This window comes from Achromobacter sp. MYb9, from assembly GCF_002975275.1.
GTDB lineage: Bacteria > Pseudomonadota > Gammaproteobacteria > Burkholderiales > Burkholderiaceae_B > Achromobacter.
In genome coordinates this window covers 214,494-233,757 of record NZ_PCOQ01000005.1, presented here as the reverse complement: position 1 = coordinate 233,757, position 19,264 = coordinate 214,494, and the positions used below count along the sequence as shown (strand labels likewise).

Below are 19,264 nucleotides of genomic sequence, written 5' to 3'. Positions count from 1 at the left end.
CGCATCATGCACGACGACGCCTTCGACGCCCCCGATCCGTCCGCCCCGCCCGCGGCGTTGCCCGGCTATGCCGAGCTGCAATGCCAGTCGAATTTCTCTTTCCTGCAAGGGGCCTCGCATCCGGAAGAGCTGGCCGCGCGCGCCGCGGAACTGGGCTACGCCGCGCTGGCGCTGACCGACGAATGCTCCCTGGCGGGCGTGGTGCGCGCCCACATGGAAGCCAAGGCCCTGAAGCTGCCGCTGATCATCGGGGCCACCTTCCAGCTGCGCGCCGCCCCCGACGCCGCGCCGCTGGGGCTGACCCTGCTGGCGCAGACCCGCGAAGGCTACGGCAACCTGTCCGAACTCATCACGCTGGCCCGCACCCGCGCGCCCAAGGGCGAATACCGGCTGGCGCCGGAAGACCTGACCGATCCGCCGGAAGGCTACGCGCATCTGCGTCACCTTCCCGAATGCCTGGCCATCCTGACGCCCGCCTACGGCACCGACGCCGACCGCCTGGCCGAACAGGCCCGCTGGCTGGCGCGCGTCTTTCCCCACCGCGCCTGGGTCGGCCTGAACCTGCTGTACCAGTCGCGCGACGATCTGCACCGCGCCGCCATCGAAAACGCCGCGAATGCGGCGGAATTGCCCGTCGTGGCGGTGGGCCAGGTGCAAATGCACGTGCGGTCGCGCAAGCCGCTGCACGACACGCTGACCGGCATCCGCACCCGCCAGCCGGTGTCCCAATGCGGCTATGAACTGTCCGGCAACGCCGAACAGCACTTGCGCACCCGCATGCGGCTGGCCAACCTGTATCCGCCGGAGGCCTTGGCGCAAACGCTGGTGGTGGCGCGCCGCTGCACGTTTTCCCTGGACGAGCTGCGCTATGAATACCCCGACGAGATCGTGCCGCCCGGGCACACGCCGGCCACCTTCCTGCGCCAGGAAACCCTGGCGGGCGCGGCCCGCCGCTTTCCCGCCGGCGTGCCTGACATCGTGACCGAACAGATCGAAAAAGAACTCGACCTGATCTCCGACCTGCAATACGAAGCCTATTTCCTGACCGTCTACGACATCGTGCTGTACGCCCGCAACGCGGGCATCCTGTGCCAGGGCCGCGGCTCGGCCGCCAACTCGGCGGTCTGCTACTGCCTGGGCATCACCGCGGTGGACCCCATGCGCGGCAACAACCTGTTCGAGCGTTTCATCAGCAAGGAACGCAACGAGCCCCCCGACATCGACGTGGACTTCGAACACCAGCGCCGCGAAGAGGTCATCCAGCACATCTACCGCAAGTACGGCCGGCAGCGCGCCGCGCTGACCGCCGTGGTCATCTCGTACCGGCCACGCAGCGTGCTGCGCGATACCGGCCGCGCGTTGGGCGTGGACCTGGGCCTCATCGACGCTGTGGCGCGCGCCCATCAATGGTGGGACGGCAAGAAGGAAATGCTGCGCACGTTGGGCACCTGCGGACTGGACCCGGAATCCCCGGTTGCCCGGCAATGGGCGTCGCTGGCCCAGACCCTGATGGGCTTTCCCCGCCATCTGTCCCAGCATCCCGGCGGCTTTGTGATTTCACGCGGGAAACTGTCGCGCCTGGTGCCGATCGAAAACGCCGCCATGGAAGACCGCAGCGTCGTGCAGTGGGACAAGGACGACCTGGACGCGTTGAAACTGCTGAAGGTGGACGTGCTGGCGCTGGGCATGCTGTCGGCACTGCGCCGCACGCTGGAACTGGCCGGCCAGCGCCGTGGCAAGCCGCTGACGCTGCAGGACATTCCCGAAGGCGACGACGCCACCTACGACATGATCTGCGACGCTGACACGGTCGGCGTGTTCCAGATCGAATCGCGCGCGCAGATGACGATGCTGCCCCGCCTGCGGCCGCGTAAATACTACGACCTGGTCGTGCAGGTGGCCATCGTGCGGCCCGGTCCGATCCAGGGCGGCATGGTCCACCCCTATTTGCGCCGCCGCCAGAAAAAAGAAGAAGTAACCTACCCCAGCGAAAAAGTCCGCGGCGTGCTCAGCCGGACCATGGGCGTGCCCATCTTCCAGGAACAGGTGATGCAGATTGCCGTGGTGGCTGCGGGCTTCACGCCGGGCGAAGCCGACCAGTTGCGCCGGTCGATGGCCGCCTGGAAGCGCAAAGGCGGCGTGGACAAATTCCGCGTCAAACTGGTGGGCGGCCTGCTGGCTCACGGCTACACGCTGGACTTCGCGGAAGCGCTGTTCCGGCAAGTGGAAGGCTTTGGCGAATACGGCTTCCCGGAAAGCCATGCCGCCAGCTTCGCGCTGCTGGCGTATTCCAGTTCGTGGCTGAAGCGGCACGAACCCGAAGCCTTTCTGGCTGCCCTGCTCAACTCACAACCCATGGGCTTCTACGCGCCCGCCCAACTGGTGCAGGACGCCCGCCGCCATGGCGTCTGCGTGTTGCCCGCAGACGTCACCGTCAGCGGTTGGGACTCTGCGCTGGAGGCCTTGCCGGACGGCCACCCTGGCGCCCGACGCAGCGCCCGTCCGCATGCCCCGGCCTCCGACACCCCACGTCCCGCCGTCCGCCTGGGCTTGAGCCTGATCCAGGGCATGCGCGAAGACGCCGCCCGACGCATCGAACACGCGCGCGCGCAGGCGCCTTTCACCGACACCGCCGACCTGGCCCGGCGCGGCGCGCTCAACCGCCATGACCTGAACGCACTGGCCGCGGGCGATGCGCTGCGCACCCTGGCGGGCCATCGGCGCCAAGCCAGTTGGGAAGCCGCCGCCAGCGTGCAAAGCCGTGACTTGCTGCGCGATGCCGCCATCCAGGAAACCCAGGCGCCCCGGCTGCAGGCGCCGTCGGAAAGCCAGACCGTCGCGGCCGACTACCGCAGCGTGGGCCTGACCTTGCATAGCCATCCGGTGGCGCTGCTGCGCGACCAATTGGCGGCCCGCAATTTCCAGCCGGCCGACGTTCTGAACCGCTATCCCGACAAGCGCGTGGCACGAGCCTGCGGCATCGTCACCGTGCGCCAGCGGCCGCAAACGTCAAAGGGCGTGATCTTCGTCACGCTGGAAGACGAGACCGGCCCCGTGAACGTGGTCGTCCGGCCCGAACTGATCGAACGCCAGCGCCGCGAATTGCTGGGTGCCAAGTTGCTGGGTGTCTACGGCGCCTGGCAGAGCGTGGACGGCGTGCGCCACCTGATCGCGCAACGGCTGGTGGACCTGTCCGACCTGCTGGGCGGACTGGCCACGCACAGCCGCAACTTCCATTGATGCGCCGCGGCAGCAACGGACGGTTCACCGGCCGAACAGAATGCCGTCATCCAGCGCCTGCGCCATCGCCTGATAGCCCGCGTCCCCGGGATGCAGATGGTCGCCCGAATCGTAGGCCGGCAACAGACGCGCGGGGTGCGCCGGGTCGCGCAGCACAGCATCCATATCCACCACCGCGTCGAACACGCCACTGTCGCGGATCCACTGATTCACCTCGCGCCGCACCGCATCCTTGGCCGGGCGGTAATGGCCCGCGAGCGGCGTGCCGTGCAACGAACCCTCATAGGGCGCGATGGTCGCTCCCACGATGCGCACGTTGCGGGCGCGGGCCGCCTCGGCCAGTTGCCGGTAACCCTCCACCAGCCGGGCTGCGGTCATGGGCGCATCGTCGGGCGCGAACCCGCTATCGGGCCAACCGATATCGTTGATGCCCATCAGCACGACCACCGTCCGCACACCGGGTTGCGCCAACACGTCGGCCTCGAAGCGGGCCATCGCATTCACGCCCATCTTGTCGCCCCACACCCGCGCGCCCGAAATGCCCGCATTGACGACGCCCACGCCCTGCGGCGCCAGCCGGCGCGCCAGGAAATCGGGCCAACGGCGGTTGGCGCCGGGCGTGGAGCCGTTGCCATCGGTCAACGAATCCCCGAACGCCACCACGACCGGAGTACTGGCAGCACTTTCCACCCAGATTCCCGTCAGGAACGCGCGCCCGTGCAAAGCGCTGGCGCCCGGCAAGTCCGCCGCGCCGCCGACGTCGCCCGACGCCAGCGCGGCGGTTTGCTGCGCGCCCCAATGAAACGTGGTGACGGGGGTCGGCTGCGGGAAATAGGTGCTGACGGCCAGTTCGCTCAACGCCGCCACGGGCAGGTCCACCGGGTCGCTGACCACCTGGGCGCCGGGCGCGACCGTCACACCCGGACGGCCGCCGAAACGCAGCGCCCGATCCGACGCCGGGTCGATGGCCGCCCCCGCCCGCGCCTTTGCCACATGGGCGGCGCCGATCACCAATGGCTGCGTGCCGTAGCGGTTGGATAGCACCACGCGCAAGCGCTTGCCGCCCAGGCTGATCTTGACGGTCTCGCGCAGCGTCTGGTCCGCGACTTGCGCCGGCATGCCCGCAGGCAGCACGAACGATTCCTCCCATAACGGCTGCGGGCTGGCGGACCAAGAACTGACCCAGGCGGTTTGCGGCCCCGACGCGGCCGCCTGCGTGGCGGACGGCATCCACGCCAGGCTAGCCGCGACCAGGCTGGCGGCGCGGAAAAAGAAATGACGGTTCATGGCAGGCTTCATGGGATCTCCTTGGGACGGGCAGTGATTAACAGCGATGCCGTCACGATAGGTTCTTCCCATAACCAAAGGTAGACCTCTAAAATGCATACCACTTCTTCCAAAACGGAATGCCCTGCATATGGATACGTTGCGCGCCATGCGGGCCTTCGTCCGCGCCGTGGAACTTGGCACCTTGTCCGCCGCCGCCCGCGAACAAGGTCTGACCCAGCCCGCGCTCAGCAAGATCGTCGCGGCGCTTGAGAAAGACTTGAACGTGCGCCTGCTGGAGCGCAGCACGACGCGCGTCGTGCCCACCGAACAAGGCAAACGCTTCTACGAACGCGCCAACCGAGTGCTGGAGGAATACGCCGAGGCGGTGGCCGACGCCCGAGGCCAGACCGAGCAGCCCGCCGGCTTCCTGCGCGTCAACGCCCCCGTCGCGCTGGGCCAGTTCCGGCTGAACGCGCTGATCCGGGAATTCCTGGACGCCTATCCCGACATTCAGGTCGAACTGATCCTGAACGACCGTTTCGTCGACCTGGTGGAAGAAGGTGTGGACGTGGCGCTGCGCCTGGGCGGCGACCTGCCGCCCAACGCCATCGCCCGCAAAGTTGCCCTGTCGCCGCGCCATCTGGTCGCGGCGCCTTCCTATCTGGCCCGCCACGGAAAACCCCGCACGCCGGAGGACCTGACGGCCCACGACTATGTCAGGTTCGCGTGGCTGCCGGCCGGCGACACCCTGGAGCTGCACCAGGGCGCCACCCGCGCCAGCGTCCAGACGCAAGGACGGTACCGCGTCAACAATGCCCTGGCCATCCGGGAAACGCTGGCGATGGGCGCCGGCGTGGGCTTGTGCCCTGCCTGGCTGGTGCAGGACCTGGTGGCCGATGGCCAATTACTGCGCGTCTTGCCCAAATGGAGCGGCGCGCCACAGGAAGCGTTCCTGATTTACCCCTCGCGCCGCTACCAGGCATTGCGGGCCCGGCTGCTGATCCAGTTCCTGGCCGACCGGCTGCCCGCGATGCCCGGCATGCAGGCCCCCCACGGCTTCTGATTACAGGCCGCCCCGGCTGGTCTATCATGGCTTTTTTGTCGCGTAGTTGTAAGGAGCTTTACATGATCCGCAAGCTGATCCCTTTCCTTCTGGTTGCCAGCCTGAGCGCATGCGCCAATACCGGGACGTCGTCCTCGTCCAGCAGCGCGCCGGCAGCCTCCAGCTCCTCTAGCGCGTCAAGCTCATCGGGGTCGTCCGGCGGCGCCACCTACGGCGGATCTTCCTATGGCTCGTCGTCCAACATCCCCGGCGCCACAAGCGGCGGCAAGACGTGCGACGCCACCGCCCTGCAGGCGCAGATCGGCCAAAAGGCCACCCAGTCTGTCATGGAAGACCTGCGCACGCGCAGCGGCAGCGCCACCGCGCGCATCCTGCGCCCCGGCCAGCTTGTCACCATGGAGTACAACGCGACCCGCCTGAACCTGATCGTGGACGACAAGGACGTCATGACGGCGATCCGCTGCGGTTAAGCCGCCTTGGGAGCCGGCGCCCGCCGGCCTGCCGCCTACGCTTGCCGCCGCAACGCGGCCGGCGGCACATGGGGCAGAAACGCCCCCGCCACCTCGAACGCGCATTCCTCGCGCGCGATATCGATCACCCGCGACACAATCGGGTTGACGATGTTCTTCTTGTGCACGGCGTAGTAATTGATGGTGGGCAGGTCGGGCCGCACATCCAGCCGGCATAGCGCGCCGCGCTCGACCAGCGGCGCGAAATACGCGCCGGGCAAATAACTGATGCCCAGCCCCAGCATCGTCAACTGCGCCATCATCCCCAGGCTGTTGCAGGTCAGCACGCGCTTGACCGGCAGGCCTTGTTCCGCGAACCACGCGTCGTACAGATGCGACAAGGCCGAGTTCGTGGGTTGCGATATCACCGGATACGGCGCCAGGTCCTGCGGCGTCAGGCGGGCCGAAAAGTCGATGTCCAGCGCGGGACTGGCCATCCACACATTGGTGACGGCGCCCAAATGGGTGCAATCGTACTGATAGCTCCAGAACGGCCCCGGCATGATGGCCAGGTCGATCTGGTCTTGTTCCAGCCTTTCGTATAGCGTGATGCCGCCATCGATCTCGGGCATCAACTGCACGCGGGGGTAGCGCTGGCTGATCTGATTGATCAGCCGCGCCAGCCAGGTCATACCCACCAGTTCCGTCACGCCCAGCCGCACCACGCCCTCGAAACTGGCCGGATCGGCCATGTTCTGCACGATGCGGCTGTTCAGGTCCAGCATCTCGCGGGCCAGCTCGAACAGCTTGCGGCCCTGCGGGGTCATCACCAGTTTCTTGGCCCGCCGCTCGAACAGGGGCGACCCGGCGAAGGCTTCAAGTTCGCCCACCCTCTTGGCCACGGCCGACTGCGTGGTGTGCAGTTTGCGGGACGACGCGCTGAAGCTGCCCAATTCGGAGCTCCAGTAGAAAGCCTCTAGCTGTTTAAGGGTGTACATCGCGGCGGTCGAGGCGAAACGCATGGAAACCCCCAACCTTACCATCGCCGCCGCGACCTCAGCCGCGCGGATGCAGGATGTCGGCCAGGAAGCGCTGCGCGCGCGGATGGGACGGCGCGCTGAAGAAGCGCTCGGGCGTATCCATTTCCAGGATCTCGCCGCCATCCATGAAGACGACCCGGTCGCAGACGTCGCGCGCGAAGCCCATTTCGTGGGTTACGCACACCATCGTCATGCCGTCCTTGGCCAGCCCCTTCATCACCTGCAGCACCTCGCCCACCATCTCCGGGTCCAGCGCGCTGGTGGGCTCGTCGAACAGCATCACCGGCGGTTGCAGGGCCAGCGCGCGGGCGATCGCCACGCGCTGCTGCTGGCCGCCGGACAAGGCGCCCGGATAGGCGTCGATCTTGTGTTCCAGGCCCACCCGCTCGAGCAGGGCGCGCGCCAGCTCCATCGCCTGCTTGCGCGGCTGCTTGCGGATGTTGACCGGCGCGAAAATCACGTTTTCCAGCACGCTCATGTGCGGAAACAGATTGAACTGCTGGAACACGAAGCCAATCTTCTGGCGCAGCGCGTTCAGGTTGGCGCCCTTGGCGTAGATGTCCGCGCCGTCGATCAGGATGCGGCCTTTTTCAATCGGTTCCAGACGGTTGATCGTGCGGATCATGGTGGACTTGCCCGACCCCGACGGCCCGCACACCACCAGCACTTCGCCACGCGCCACCGACAGGTCCACGTCCTTCAGCACATGATGCGCGCCGTACCACTTGTTCACTTTTTCAAGATTGATCATGTTTGTTCCCGTAGGGCCTGATAACACTAAAAGGAGCCTCGCACAGGCCCCTAAGCCATGGCGCGCGAGCGGCGGATACGCAAGTCCAGCCAGCTCAAGCCGCGGCTCAGGCTGAAGCACACCAGGAAATAGATAATGGCCAGGATGCCGAACACCTGCAGCGGCTGGGTCAGCACCAGGTTGTTGACCTGATTGGCCGCAAAGGTCAGTTCGTTCACGCTGATGACGTAGCCCAACGACGTTTCCTTGATGGTCGACACGAACTGGCTGGTCATGCTGGGCAGCACGTTGAACAGCGCCTGCGGCAAGACCACCTTGCGCATCGTCGTCCAGTAACCCACGCCCAGCGAGCGCGACGCCTCGATCTGGCCGCGCGGCACCGCCTCGATACCCGAACGGATCACTTCCGACAGGTACGCGCTTTCATAGACCACCAGTGCGAAGATCAGCGTCCAGAAGCCGCTGACGACCTGCCCGGTCAGCTTGGGCACCACGAAATAGGCCCAGAAGATCAGCATCAGCAACGGCATGCCGCGCACGACGTTGACCAGTGCCTTGCTGGCCACGCGCAGCCAGCCAAACGGGCTGACCCGGGCCAGCGCGATCAAGAGCGCAAGCGGCATCGACATCGCCAGGCCCAGCGCCGCCAGGATAAGCGTCAGCGCCAGTCCGCCCAGCGGACCGTTGGGATATTGCCCGACCAGCAGCGTCGGCCAGTATTGCAAGAGCAGATCAAGCACCGTGGCCTCCGCGGTTCAGACGATAACGGGCGTAGATGCGCGATCCCACCGCCATGATCAGGAAAGATCCCAGCAGGTACATGATCGTCGCCGCGCCGAACGTGGCGAAAGTGCGATAGGTTTCGTTTTCGATCTCGCGGGCCTGATAAGTCAGCTCCATCACGCCGATCGCCATTGCCACGCTGGTGTTCTTGAACAGCAGCAGCGCACGTCCCACCAGCGGCGGTATCGAAATGCGAACGGCCTGCGGCACGATCACGAAGCGCATGCATTGCAGGTAGCTGGCGCCCAGCGCGCGGGCCGCCTCGAACTGCGTGCCGGGAATGGCGCGCAGCCCGCTGCGGATGTCTTCCGCGATATAGGCGGCCGACCCCAGCGCCAGCGCGATCGCGGCCAGCGACATCTCGGCGTTGTGGTCGTACAGCCACATCCGGAAGCCCTCGGGCAGCAATTCGGGCATGCCGAAATACCAGAACAACACCTGCACCAGCAGCGGCACGTTACGGTGATATTCCACATAGGCGTCCACCACCCAGCGACACGGCGCCAGGTTGGTGGCGCGCACCACCACCAGTGTCACCGCGATGGTGAAGGCCATGACCCAGGCAACCAGGAACAGCTGCACGGTGACCACCATGCCGCTTAGCAGCAGCTGGTATTGGGAAGCGTCAAGTAGGCTCATAAAGCGATCGATCTCCGACAGCCTAGCCGGCGATGGGGCCGATCTTGAAGCTGCGCTCCAGCTTGTACGGCGTATCGGGGCCGAACCACTTGTTGAACAGCTTGGCGGCCGCGCCGGAGGTTTCCGCTTCGTCCAGCGCCTGGTTCACCGTTTGCAGGAAACGCGGTTCGGACTTGCGCACGCCCAGGCCCCAGGGCTCGTCGAACACCGACTTGGGGATCACGCTGACCGGTGCGGTCGGCGGGCTTTGCAGCACCAGGCGCACCAGCACCAGTTCCGAGGCGAACTGCGCGTCCACTTTCTTTTGCTGCAAGGCCAGATAGGTGGCCGAGCTGTCGCCGTAGCCGATGACCTGCGACTTATTCAGGATGCGCTTGATCTCGCGCTCCGAGCTCGATCCCTTGGTGGCGCCGATGCGGCGGCCGTTCAGGGCTTCAACCGAATCCAGGCCCGAGTCCTTGCGCACCAACAGCTTCTGCGGGCTGACGTAGTAGGCGTGGCTGAAGGCGATCTGCTCGGCGCGGTCGGGCGAATAGCCCAGGTTGGCCGCCAGGATGTCCACACGGCCTTCGTTCAGTTCCGGCACGCGCGCCGCCACCGACAGCAGCTTGTAGTTGACCTTGACGCCAAGCTTGTCGGCAACGAGCTTGCACACGTCCACGTCATAGCCCACCAATTGGCGCGTGGCGCCGTCCTGGAAGCTGAACGGCTGCGAGGTGCCAAGCGTGCCGCAGACGAGCTCGCCGCGCGCCTTGATGTCGTCGACCTGGTCGGCCTGGGCAGCGGCGCCCAGCGCCAACGTGGCCAGCCCCAGGCAGGCCGCGAAGAGAGAGTGACGTTTCATGGTTGATTCCCCTTGTCTGTTTGTGTGGTGGTCGTACTGGAATGAAAGACGCGAGCCTCAGGCCAGCTTGGCGCAGGCTTCGCGGATAGCGGCGCATCCCTGCTTGATATCGTCCAGGGACGCGGCGAACGACAGCCGGAAGGTGCCCGGCGCGCCATACGCGTGGCCATCGATGACGGCCACGCCGGCCTCGCGCAGCAGGTAGTGCGTCAGGTCGGTGTCGGTGGCGATCACATCGCCCGCGGGCGTCTTCTTGCCCAGCAGGCCCGAGCAATCCGGAAAGACGTAGAACGCGCCTTGCGGCACGACAATCGCCAAACCCGGCGCGCCGGACAATTCGGCGATCGCCAGGTCGCGGCGTTCGCGGAATATGCGGGCGAATTCGGCCACGCAGTCCTGCGGACCCGACAGCGCCTCCAGCGCCGCCGCCTGGCTGACGGACGATGCGCCCGACGTGCTTTGCGACTGCAGGATGGCCATTGCCTTGATCAGTTCATCCGGGCCCGCGCCGTAGCCGATGCGCCAGCCCGTCATGGCATAAGCCTTGGACACGCCATTGACCACCAGCGTGCGGGCGGCCAGCTCGGGCGCGACCTGCAAGGGGTGGACGGTGGCTTCGCCCGTGAAGTTCAAGCGGGCGTAGATGTCGTCGGTCATCAGCCAGACGTGCGGATGGCGCTTGAGCACGTCGGTCAGGCCGCGCAGCTCATCGGCCGTGTAGACCGATCCCGTGGGGTTGCTGGGCGCATTCATCATCAGCCATTTGGTGCGCGGCGTGATCGCGCGCTCCAGTGCTTCCGGGGTGACCTTGTAATCGGTGGCGGGCGACGTCTGCACGGCGACCGGAACACCGCCGTTGACCAGCACCATGTCCGGGTACGACACCCAGAACGGCGCGGGGATCAACACCTCGTCGCCCTCGTTCAAGGTGGCGGCCAGCCCATTGAAGATCACCTGCTTGGCGCCGGTGCTGACGATGATCCGCGCGGCGGGGTAGTCCACCCCCGTCGCTTCTTGCAGATGGACGCCAGCGGCGCGGCGCAGGGCGACCGTGCCCTGGGCGGGCGGATACTTGGTTTCGCCACGGTTCATGGCCGCGGTTGCCGCCACACGGATATGCTCGGGCGTCGAGAAATCCGGCTCGCCGATTGTCAGGTCGATGATGCGGCGGCCTTGTTCGCGCAGTTCGGCGATGATGGCGCGCGCGGCGACGCTGGGCGACAGCTTGATGCGCTTGATACGGTCGGCGACGATGCTCATTTGGCGGCCCCCATCTTCTCGGCCAGGGTCTTTTCCAGCCACGGCTTGGTGTAGGTGCCGGCGCGCAGCTTTTCCTTGGCCACGGCTTCGTCGGCTTCCTTCTTCTGCGCCAGCGCCAGCACGGCCACCGCGAATTCGGCCGGGATCACCACGACGCCGTCGGCATCGCCCACGACCACGTCGCCGGGGTTGACCACCTGTCCGCCCACGGACACGGGCACATTGATTTCGCCGGGGCCATCCTTGTACGGTCCCTTGTGCGACACGGCGCGCGCAAAGCAGCCGAATTCCCCCTGGGCGAAGACGTCCAGGTCGCGCACGGCGCCGTCGATCACGAAGCCTTCGATGCCGCGCGATTGCGCATCCATCATCATCAGTTCGCCGACCAGCGCGTTGCTGGTGTCGCCAGCGCCGTCGACAACGATCACGTCACCCGCGCCACCCAGCGAAATCGCCTTGTGGATCATCAGGTTATCGCCGGGACGGGTCTTGACGGTCAGCGCCAGGCCCACGGTGCGACGCGTGCCGGCATGCAACGGGCGCAGGCCCGAGACGCCATAAAGGCGATTCATGCAGTCGCTGATCTGAGCCGAGCCGATGCCGGCAAAGCCCGCCAGCACGTCAGCGTCGACGGCCGGAGCGGGCCGGGAAAGAATGCGGTAACCGATGGGAGTCATAAGGAAGTCAGGAATGAATGCGTGAAGCGATTAAGCGAACATGCATTACAAAGCCCGCCATGCCTTTCCTCAAAACGATATAAATTCCCAGTGATCCAGGAATTTTTTTCGCACATAATATCGATAAGGGTTATCCCTTATTCGTGCATTCCTTCCCGCGCCTGGTCTTAATCGTCGCCGCCGCTGCTGCCGTTGCGGGCTTCCGCCAGCGCCACCGTCAGGTGCATCACCTTCTTCTTCAGTTGGTCGCGCTCGTCCGTCAAACGCGCCAGCACACCGCGCAGCCGCGCCACTTCGGCCGGCAGGTCCGCGATACTTTCAATAGGCACCTCGGGCGGGGCCTCGCGGGGCGGCGGCGCCTTGGCCAGGCGCACTTCGCGCGCGGCCTGCTGCAGTTCTTTCTTGCCGCCGGCCACGGCCGCCGCCTGGCGTTCGGCGGGCAAAGACGCCACCGCTGCGGCGGCATTGATCGAAATCGCGCCCTCTTTCACTGCGCGCACCAATTCCGGCGCGGCGTCTTTCTGGATCTTTTCGATCTGGCCCAGCGTATTGCTGCTGATGCGCGCCGCGCGCGCCAGCGCCTGGCGGCTGGGCACGGGCGGCGTCCAGGAGATATTCGGCGGCAGGCGTGGCGCGCCGTCGGCGCCAGCAGCATCCTCGTCCCAAGGCGGTGAACCATCAGACGATGCGGCGTCAGCCGACCCGGCGTCGGGCGGCGCGCTGCCTTCTGGAGGCGTGCGCGCCAGCAGGATTTCCTTCTTGCGCAACGCCAGCACGCCCCGCTGGAAGTCCGACACGCTGCGCCGGCCCAGGTGGTTTTCGATCATCCAAAGGTGCACGTCTTCGATCGATTTGAACGTGGTGTTCTGGCGGGTCTGGAATTCGATGCCGTGTTTCTGGCAGATGGCGTAGCGGTTGTGCCCATCCACCAGCAGGTCGCCCCACAGCACCAGCGCGTCGCGACACCCCTCGGCCAGCAGACTGCGTTCCAGCGCCTCGTGCTCGTCTTCGGTCAAAGGGTCTATATAGGCGCGCAGGCCCTCGTCAATCCTGATATCCATGATGTCCAAAAAGGTTACTCGCCCGGCGTTTCCAAAAAAACCACCTGCTATGCCAGCCCTTGGCCGCGCAGCAGGTCCTGAATGGCCGCCAACCGCGCCACCGGGTCGGTCAGGCCCAACAGCCTGGCCTTGTCGTCCGGCGGCAACGGCAGCAGTTCGCACCAGCGGTCCGCCACCCAGCCGCAGTCGTCCAGCCGGTACGGTGGCGCCAAAGGCATTCTTTCGGTGGGCACGCCGTCTTGCTGCCATTGCGCCACCAGACGGCCCAGCGCATCGGCGCTGGACTGCATGGCCGCCGGCACGGGCGTGGGCGGATCGTCGGCGATGGGCTCGGTGCTGCCCATCCAAAGACCGTATTTTGCCACCTCGCTGGAAAGCAGCCGGAAACGCCCGGTGCCGATGCAGCGCAGCTGCAGCAACGCCGGCATTGGCGCATCCCATGACGCGATGCGCGCCATCGTGCCCACGGGCGCCAGGGTCTCGACGCCTTCCGGCGATCGGACCTCGCTGCCCGCCAACAGCCCGACCACGCCGAACTCGCTGCCTTCCGCGATACAGCGGCGGATCATATCCAGATAGCGCACCTCGAAGATCCGCAGGTGCAGCACCCCGGCGGGAAACAGCGCGTTGGATAAGGGGAACAACGGGATCAGCGCCATGGCCGCCTCCTACTTGACCTCGAAAGCGGCGTCCACCGGCACCTGCATGGCGGTCACCATCGCGTTGGTTTGCGCCGCCATGCCAATCACCGATAGCAGTTCGGCATGCTGGCCGTTGGTCATGCCCTTGGCCTTGGCCGCCGCCGTGTGCGAATGCACGCAGTATGAGCACCCGTTGGCGGTGGACACGGCGATGTAGATCATTTCGCGCACCAGCGGCGACAGTTCGCCCTCAGCCATCATCACCTGCTTCAACTGCGCCCACACGCGCTGCAACTGCGCCGGATCGTTGGCCAGGGCACGCCAGAAATTGTTCACGAAATCGGATTTACGCGTGGCGCGGATGTCTTCGAACACCGCCCACGCCTCGGGGCTTTTGCGGACCTCTTCGTCCGACAGCAATTTGACCGTGCTCATGCGTGGTTCCTTAAAATCGTTCAAGGTTCAGACAAAAGGCTGTGCGTGGGCGACGTGATGCGCGACTGCGCGCGGCACGAACCACAACAAATAGCCTTTGCGGCTACAGTGCGTACAGTTGCACTTCAGAACCCGCGACACATCGCCATCGACTTCGAACCTGATCTGTCCGCAGTGGCAGCTACCTTGTTGCATGGACGGGCTCCTTCGGTATCACGAGCCGGGCCTTCCATCATAGATCGGCAACGGCTGCCCCGGCGCCTGCCCTGCCCCACCAGGAAGACATCATGCCCCAACTCTCCGCCTACCTCAGCTTCGACGGCAACTGCGCCGACGCCCTGCATTTCTACGAACGCGTCCTGGGCGGCCGGATCGAAGCCATGATCCGCTACGCCGACGCCCCAGCCGACGCCGCCATGCCTGCCCTGTCCGCCGAAGACGCCGAACGCATCATGTACGCCCGGCTGGCGCTGGACGAGCAGACCCTGATGGGCAGCGATGCCACGGCCGGACACCCCTATCCCGGCAAGAAAGGCATGGCGCTGTCGCTGGCCTACCCCACCGTGTCAGATGCGCAACGCGTGTTCGACCAATTGTCCGACGGCGGCACGGTCACCATGCCGTTGCAAAAGACATTCTGGGCCGAGGCGTATGGGGCGCTTGTGGACCGGTTCGGAACGCGATGGATGGTCAGCGGCGGCCGGCAGACCCATTAAGGCCGGTATCCGCCGGACGGCGCGCCCGCCGTCGCGTCCGCGCGACGCCCGGCACCGCTTTTGAATCATTGACATTGCCTCGCCCGCGCCTTGCAGTAATCTGGCAGCGCCCCCCCTACCGGACGCGCCCGCCATGAACTTCCTTGCCACCGCCACGCTGCTTCGCCGCCGGGACGGCCACGAAGCCCGCGTCACTTATGTGGAACTGTTCTTCGACCTGGTCTACGTCTTTGCCGTGACGCAGCTGTCGCACAGCCTGCTGCACGACCTGACGCTGATGGGCGCGATGCATACGCTGGTGTTGTGGTTCGCGGTCTGGCTGGGGTGGCAGTACACCTGTTGGGTCACCAATTGGTTCGATCCGGACGCCATCCCGATGCGGATCATGCTGTTCGCCGTGATGCTGGTGGGCCTGATCGCCGCCGCCGTCCTGCCCAGCGCGTTTGGCGACAACGGCCTGATCTTCGCCGTCTGCTATGCGCTGCTCCAGGTCGGGCGCACCGTGTTCATCGTGCTGCACCTGGGGCCGAACCATCCGCTGGCGGACAATTTCCGGCGCATGCTGGGGTGGCTCTGCATTTCCGCCGTACTCTGGATCGCGGGCGGCCTGGCATCGAGTGACGCGCGCCTGGCGCTGTGGGCGCTGGCCGTGGCCTGCGAATACATCTCGCCGATGTTTGGCTTCCGCCTGCCTGGCATGGGGCGGTCTTACACCGGCGACTGGACGATCGAAGGCGGCCACCTGGCGGAACGGTGCCAATTGTTCGTGATCGTGGCGCTGGGCGAAACCCTGCTGATCACGGGCGCCACGCTGGGCGAGCATCCCCACTGGGACGCCCCCACGCTGATCGCGCTGCTGGTTGCCTTCCTGGGCACGGCGGCGATGTGGTGGGTGTATTTCGACACCAGCAGCAAGGACGGCAGCGAAGCCATCGTGCATGCTTCCGACCCGGGCCGCATCGGCGCCTATTTCCACTATGTGCATGTGATCCTGATCGCAGGCGTCATTGTGTCGGCGGTGGCCAATGAACTGGTCATCCTGCACCCCGACGGCCGCATCGCCACGCCGGCGGCCGCGGCGCTGATAGGCGGTCCGGCGCTATACCTGCTGGGCAACGGCATCTACAAGACGGTGGTGTACGCCCGCTTTCCGCTGTCGCACGTGGTGGGCCTTGCGCTGCTGGCGGTACTGGCGCCCGTGGCCTACGTGACCGACAACCTGATGGTGGGCGGCCTGACCACGCTGATCATGATATTGGTGGCCGTCTGGGAAAGCGTGTCCCGGCGCCGCGCGGTGCACGCCGTACATTGAGCCTGGCGCGGCGTCACCCCCGCCGCTTGCCGAACACCGACTTCGGCGCACGGCCATGGAAACGCGCAAATGCCGCGCTGAAGTTGGCAGGATGCCGGTAGCCCACGCGATACGCGGCCTGCGCCACCTGGCAGCCGGTCTCCAGCAGTTCCCAGGCGCGGCGCATCCGCAATTCGGTCAGCAGCCGGTGCGGGCTGGTGCCGTAGAGCTTGCGAAACCCCTCCTTCAGCTTGAACTCGTTCAACCCCGTGGCCAGGCACAGGTATTGCACCGTCAGGTCGCGGTCCATCTGATCCTGCATCAATGCCCGCGCCGCTTCCAGCCGGCCGATGTCCGCCTGGCTGAGTCCCCCCGGCTCGGGTTCGGGCGCCAAGCCGCGCAGTTGCCGGGACAACAATGTCAATGCACGGATATGGGCGTCCAAGGGGTCAGCGCCTGAGGCCAGTTCCTTGGACGCGGCGACCAGATCCGGCGAGGTCCTGCCATGCGCCAGGCGCCGCAGCTCCCCTCCGCCCATCAGGTATTCGGCGCGTTCATGCCCCGCGTAGCGGCGCAGCACCGGTTCGCCGACCAGCAAACGCAATTGCGACACGGTGGCGCCGCCTGCATAGCAACGTTCCCCCTGGCTGCGTCGGAATGCCGTCACGGTTGTGTGGCCGCCGCGGAAATCCAGGCTGGCGCCATCCGCGCCCCGATAGGCCGACACGCCCTGCATCGCCAGCGTGATCACTAGCGTACGGCCGCCGTAACCGGCGGCGTTCTCTTCGACCAGGTCGCGCAGCGGGGTGTACTGCGAATGCACCAACGTCAAGCCGTCATCCAGCTCCAGCCGGTCCACGCGGCAATCGCCCAGTTCTTGCGGCAACGCAACGCGCTGCCAGCCTGGACGGGGACTCTTGCCCGGTTGGGCAAGCAAAGACGAAACACGCATGACCATGAAGAATTTCCCGCGCCGGTGCCGTTTTGCATACGGATGGATCCGGAATGCACATAAATGTGAATGATAGTTGTTCGCATAAAGAAATACCATCTTCGGGACGGCCGCACAAGGATAGCGGCCGCGAAGTCCGCACAGGAAACCGATGATCCAGCCCTCTTCTTTCATGCCCGCAGCCTGGGCGCTGCTCTGCCTGGCCGCCTCGCCTGCCGCCCTGGCGACGCCCGCCGCCGAACTTCCCGCCATCACCGTTACCGCCGACAAACAGGAACGAACGCTGGAAGATGTGCCGGGCAGTCTCTCGGTGTTCGACGGCGACACGCTCGAGGCGCAGGGCATACAAAACGTCGAATCCCTGCAAACCATCACGCCCGGGCTCAGCTTTCAGCCCTTCGGCCAGGCGGGCGTGAACTCGCCCGTCATGCGCGGGCTGTCGGCCAACTTCTTTTCGTTCTCCACATCGACCCTGCTGGTGGTGGACGGCGTACCCACGCTGACCGCGCAAGGGTATGACGACCCGTTGCTGGCGATTGACCGCGTGGAGGTGCTGCGCGGCCCGCAGTCCACGCTATATGGCCGCAACGCCGAGGCCGGCGTCATCAACGTCTACACCCGTCAGCCGGACAACACGTTGCGCGGCCAGGTGTCGGCCGAAGTCGGCAGCCGCGACCTGCGTGTGATGCGTTTCGACCTGAGCGGGTCCGTGATCGAAGACAGGCTATACGCGAGCGTAGCCGGCGCCTGGCGCAGCCAGAACGGCTTCATCAACAACACCTACACCGGCCGGCGCGAAGATGACCGCGAGCTACGCAACGGCAAAATCGCGTTGCGGTGGACGCCTTCGACCCGCACCGACGCCACGCTACGCTATGCGCAGGCGGACTACCGCGACGGCGCGGCCCGATGGGGAGCGCCGGCCGCGCCGCGCGACACGGTGGCCTCGGGCACACCCAGCTGGAACCGATCCATCGGCCGCAGCGCGTCGCTGGCCGTGCGCCATGATTTCGATTCGGGCCTGCGCCTGTCGTCCGTGACGGCGTGGAACGACTTCCGCGACAGAGTGCAGCAAGACACCGATTTCCAACCGGCCGATCTGTTGCACATTCAGCGCGACCATCAGTTGCGCAACCTGTCGCAAGAACTGCGGCTGGAAGGCGATTGGAAGCGCGCGCATTGGCTGGCCGGGTTATATGCGGATAGCGATGACCACGACCTGCGCAACACGCAGAAAATGCCGCGGGGCCTGACGGAGAGCATCGTCAACTTGCGCGGCGATTCCGCCGCCGCATTCACCCATTGGACCGTACCGCTGGCGGAACGCTGGACGATCGAAGCCGGCGCCCGCGTCGAACGCGACCGGATCCGCTTCCGCCCGGAAGGCAATTCGCCGCGCCGGGCCGACTGGACCCGCACCACTCCGCGCATCGCGCTGCAATACGCGTTCGCACCGCGCCAGCAGGTCTACGCGTCCGTGTCGGACGGATTCCGTGCGGGCGGCTTCAACGTCTTTTCGCCCGCCGCCAACTACGCCCCCTACCAGCCCGAAACGCTGCGCGCTTACGAAGTCGGCGCCAAGGGCTGGCTACCGGGCACCCGCCTGCGCTATTCCGGCGCGGTCTACGTAATGACGGTCAAGAACATGCAAGTGCAGCAAATGCCCTTGCCCGGGCTGGTCTACGTAACCAATGCCGCATCGGCACGCTCCGTCGGCGCCGAGTTCGAACTGGAATACCTGCTGGGAGACGGCTGGTCGATGCAGGCCGGGCTGGGCCTGAACCGCACGCGGTTCTCGCGCTTCATGGACGGCGCGGCAGACTACCGCGGCAATCAGAATCCCTTTGCGCCGCGTGTCAACGGCTACGTCAGCGCCCGCTATGACGCACCCGCCGGCTGGTACGCGCAAGCGTCGCTGACCGGCACCGGCCGCGTTTACCTGGACGCTGCCAACCGTTATGCCCGCAATGGCTACGGCTTGGTCAATCTGGCCGCCGGCGTCACCGTGCAGCAGGTCGAGATCACCGCTTACGTCAATAACCTGGCCAACCGCCGCTACGACGCCGTCGGCTATCAAAACGGCATCGTCACCGTCTACAGCCCGCCGCGCGAAGCCGGCGTGCGATTCACCTGGCGCATCTGACAAGGACCCG

Annotated in this window: 18 protein-coding genes; 6 read left to right on the top strand and 12 right to left on the bottom strand. The window is 66.0% G+C overall.

Annotated features, from left to right (window positions below; translation table 11 throughout):
* The first annotated feature begins 6 nt into the window (after positions 1-6).
* Positions 7-3,240, top strand: a complete 3,234-nt coding sequence (locus CQ050_RS10780; RefSeq protein ID WP_105556813.1) for an error-prone DNA polymerase — start codon at positions 7-9, stop codon at positions 3,238-3,240.
* Positions 3,241-3,264: 24 nt separating this feature from the next.
* On the opposite strand, the gene CQ050_RS10775 is transcribed toward CQ050_RS10780, so the two are convergent.
* Positions 3,265-4,539, bottom strand: coding sequence for an SGNH/GDSL hydrolase family protein (locus CQ050_RS10775; RefSeq protein ID WP_233213951.1), 1,275 nt, complete (start codon positions 4,537-4,539; stop codon positions 3,265-3,267).
* A gap of 118 nt (positions 4,540-4,657) precedes the next feature.
* Here CQ050_RS10775 and CQ050_RS10770 point away from each other — a divergent pair, with 118 nt between their 5' ends.
* Together CQ050_RS10770 and CQ050_RS10765 are read left to right on the top strand one after the other, a co-directional pair.
* Positions 4,658-5,572 carry a LysR family transcriptional regulator gene (locus CQ050_RS10770; RefSeq protein ID WP_105556812.1) on the top strand — a complete coding sequence of 305 codons (915 nt, stop codon included), beginning with the start codon at positions 4,658-4,660 and terminating at the stop codon, positions 5,570-5,572.
* A 62-nt stretch (positions 5,573-5,634) separates the two neighbouring features.
* A complete protein-coding gene (locus CQ050_RS10765) occupies positions 5,635-6,042 on the top strand; it encodes an I78 family peptidase inhibitor (RefSeq protein WP_105556811.1) in 408 nt (135 codons plus the stop codon).
* A 35-nt stretch (positions 6,043-6,077) separates the two neighbouring features.
* Here CQ050_RS10765 and CQ050_RS10760 read toward each other — a convergent pair whose 3' ends face one another.
* From CQ050_RS10760 to CQ050_RS10715, 10 genes are all read right to left on the bottom strand, one after another.
* Positions 6,078-7,043, bottom strand: a complete 966-nt coding sequence (locus CQ050_RS10760) for a LysR family transcriptional regulator (protein WP_369868269.1) — start codon at positions 7,041-7,043, stop codon at positions 6,078-6,080.
* 34 nt (positions 7,044-7,077) lie between these two features.
* On the bottom strand, positions 7,078-7,812 hold the full coding sequence (locus CQ050_RS10755; RefSeq protein ID WP_105556809.1) for an amino acid ABC transporter ATP-binding protein: 735 nt from the start codon (positions 7,810-7,812) through the stop codon (positions 7,078-7,080).
* Positions 7,813-7,862: 50 nt separating this feature from the next.
* The gene (locus CQ050_RS10750; RefSeq protein WP_054421595.1) at positions 7,863-8,552 is read right to left on the bottom strand and encodes an amino acid ABC transporter permease; all 690 of its coding nucleotides are present in this window, start codon (positions 8,550-8,552) and stop codon (positions 7,863-7,865) included.
* Positions 8,545-9,234: an amino acid ABC transporter permease gene (locus CQ050_RS10745; RefSeq protein ID WP_105556808.1), complete on the bottom strand. Its 690-nt coding sequence runs from the start codon at positions 9,232-9,234 to the stop codon at positions 8,545-8,547. Before CQ050_RS10745 ends, CQ050_RS10750 begins: the two co-directional genes overlap by 8 nt.
* A gap of 22 nt (positions 9,235-9,256) precedes the next feature.
* Entirely contained in the window at positions 9,257-10,078 is an 822-nt protein-coding gene (locus tag CQ050_RS10740; RefSeq protein WP_105556807.1) for an ABC transporter substrate-binding protein, read from the bottom strand.
* Positions 10,079-10,135: 57 nt separating this feature from the next.
* Complete coding sequence (locus CQ050_RS10735) at positions 10,136-11,338, bottom strand: aminotransferase class I/II-fold pyridoxal phosphate-dependent enzyme (protein ID WP_105556806.1); 1,203 nt, start codon at positions 11,336-11,338, stop codon at positions 10,136-10,138.
* Entirely contained in the window at positions 11,335-12,015 is a 681-nt protein-coding gene (locus CQ050_RS10730) for an RraA family protein (RefSeq protein ID WP_105556805.1), read from the bottom strand. The genes CQ050_RS10735 and CQ050_RS10730 overlap by 4 nt, the downstream gene beginning before the upstream one ends.
* 167 nt (positions 12,016-12,182) lie before the next feature.
* Positions 12,183-13,076 (bottom strand): hypothetical protein, encoded by an 894-nt coding sequence (locus CQ050_RS10725; protein WP_105556900.1) that lies wholly within the window; start codon positions 13,074-13,076, stop codon positions 12,183-12,185.
* 47 nt (positions 13,077-13,123) lie between these two features.
* Positions 13,124-13,735: an LON peptidase substrate-binding domain-containing protein gene (locus tag CQ050_RS10720; RefSeq protein WP_105556804.1), complete on the bottom strand. Its 612-nt coding sequence runs from the start codon at positions 13,733-13,735 to the stop codon at positions 13,124-13,126.
* A 9-nt stretch (positions 13,736-13,744) separates the two neighbouring features.
* Entirely contained in the window at positions 13,745-14,152 is a 408-nt protein-coding gene (locus CQ050_RS10715; protein WP_105556803.1) for a carboxymuconolactone decarboxylase family protein, read from the bottom strand.
* A gap of 287 nt (positions 14,153-14,439) precedes the next feature.
* Here CQ050_RS10715 and CQ050_RS10705 point away from each other — a divergent pair, with 287 nt between their 5' ends.
* Both CQ050_RS10705 and CQ050_RS10700 read left to right on the top strand, forming a co-directional pair.
* Positions 14,440-14,868 carry a VOC family protein gene (locus CQ050_RS10705; RefSeq protein WP_105556802.1) on the top strand — a complete coding sequence of 143 codons (429 nt, stop codon included), beginning with the start codon at positions 14,440-14,442 and terminating at the stop codon, positions 14,866-14,868.
* Between the two features lie 133 nt (positions 14,869-15,001).
* Positions 15,002-16,180, top strand: a complete 1,179-nt coding sequence (locus CQ050_RS10700) for a low temperature requirement protein A (protein WP_105556801.1) — start codon at positions 15,002-15,004, stop codon at positions 16,178-16,180.
* Between the two features lie 13 nt (positions 16,181-16,193).
* Here the strand turns inward: CQ050_RS10700 and CQ050_RS10695 are convergent, their stop codons facing one another.
* Positions 16,194-17,117, bottom strand: coding sequence for an AraC family transcriptional regulator (locus tag CQ050_RS10695; RefSeq protein ID WP_105556800.1), 924 nt, complete (start codon positions 17,115-17,117; stop codon positions 16,194-16,196).
* Positions 17,118-17,262: 145 nt separating this feature from the next.
* Here CQ050_RS10695 and CQ050_RS10690 point away from each other — a divergent pair, with 145 nt between their 5' ends.
* Positions 17,263-19,254: a TonB-dependent receptor gene (locus tag CQ050_RS10690; protein WP_105556799.1), complete on the top strand. Its 1,992-nt coding sequence runs from the start codon at positions 17,263-17,265 to the stop codon at positions 19,252-19,254.
* Positions 19,255-19,264 lie beyond the last annotated feature (10 nt).

Excerpts from the sequence above, each read along its gene's own strand:
- CQ050_RS10780 (WP_105556813.1), top strand. The coding sequence starts at position 7 with ATGCACGACGACGCCTTCGACGCCCCCGATCCGTCCGCCCCGCCCGCG.
- CQ050_RS10775 (WP_233213951.1), bottom strand. The coding sequence starts at position 4,539 with ATGAAGCCTGCCATGAACCGTCATTTCTTTTTCCGCGCCGCCAGCCTG.
- CQ050_RS10770 (WP_105556812.1), top strand. The coding sequence starts at position 4,658 with ATGGATACGTTGCGCGCCATGCGGGCCTTCGTCCGCGCCGTGGAACTT.
- CQ050_RS10765 (WP_105556811.1), top strand. The coding sequence starts at position 5,635 with ATGATCCGCAAGCTGATCCCTTTCCTTCTGGTTGCCAGCCTGAGCGCA.
- CQ050_RS10760 (WP_369868269.1), bottom strand. The coding sequence starts at position 7,043 with ATGCGTTTCGCCTCGACCGCCGCGATGTACACCCTTAAACAGCTAGAG.
- CQ050_RS10755 (WP_105556809.1), bottom strand. The coding sequence starts at position 7,812 with ATGATCAATCTTGAAAAAGTGAACAAGTGGTACGGCGCGCATCATGTG.
- CQ050_RS10745 (WP_105556808.1), bottom strand. The coding sequence starts at position 9,234 with ATGAGCCTACTTGACGCTTCCCAATACCAGCTGCTGCTAAGCGGCATG.
- CQ050_RS10740 (WP_105556807.1), bottom strand. The coding sequence starts at position 10,078 with ATGAAACGTCACTCTCTCTTCGCGGCCTGCCTGGGGCTGGCCACGTTG.
- CQ050_RS10735 (WP_105556806.1), bottom strand. The coding sequence starts at position 11,338 with ATGAGCATCGTCGCCGACCGTATCAAGCGCATCAAGCTGTCGCCCAGC.
- CQ050_RS10730 (WP_105556805.1), bottom strand. The coding sequence starts at position 12,015 with ATGACTCCCATCGGTTACCGCATTCTTTCCCGGCCCGCTCCGGCCGTC.
- CQ050_RS10725 (WP_105556900.1), bottom strand. The coding sequence starts at position 13,076 with ATGGATATCAGGATTGACGAGGGCCTGCGCGCCTATATAGACCCTTTG.
- CQ050_RS10720 (WP_105556804.1), bottom strand. The coding sequence starts at position 13,735 with ATGGCGCTGATCCCGTTGTTCCCCTTATCCAACGCGCTGTTTCCCGCC.
- CQ050_RS10715 (WP_105556803.1), bottom strand. The coding sequence starts at position 14,152 with ATGAGCACGGTCAAATTGCTGTCGGACGAAGAGGTCCGCAAAAGCCCC.
- CQ050_RS10705 (WP_105556802.1), top strand. The coding sequence starts at position 14,440 with ATGCCCCAACTCTCCGCCTACCTCAGCTTCGACGGCAACTGCGCCGAC.
- CQ050_RS10700 (WP_105556801.1), top strand. The coding sequence starts at position 15,002 with ATGAACTTCCTTGCCACCGCCACGCTGCTTCGCCGCCGGGACGGCCAC.
- CQ050_RS10695 (WP_105556800.1), bottom strand. The coding sequence starts at position 17,117 with ATGGTCATGCGTGTTTCGTCTTTGCTTGCCCAACCGGGCAAGAGTCCC.
- CQ050_RS10690 (WP_105556799.1), top strand. The coding sequence starts at position 17,263 with ATGATCCAGCCCTCTTCTTTCATGCCCGCAGCCTGGGCGCTGCTCTGC.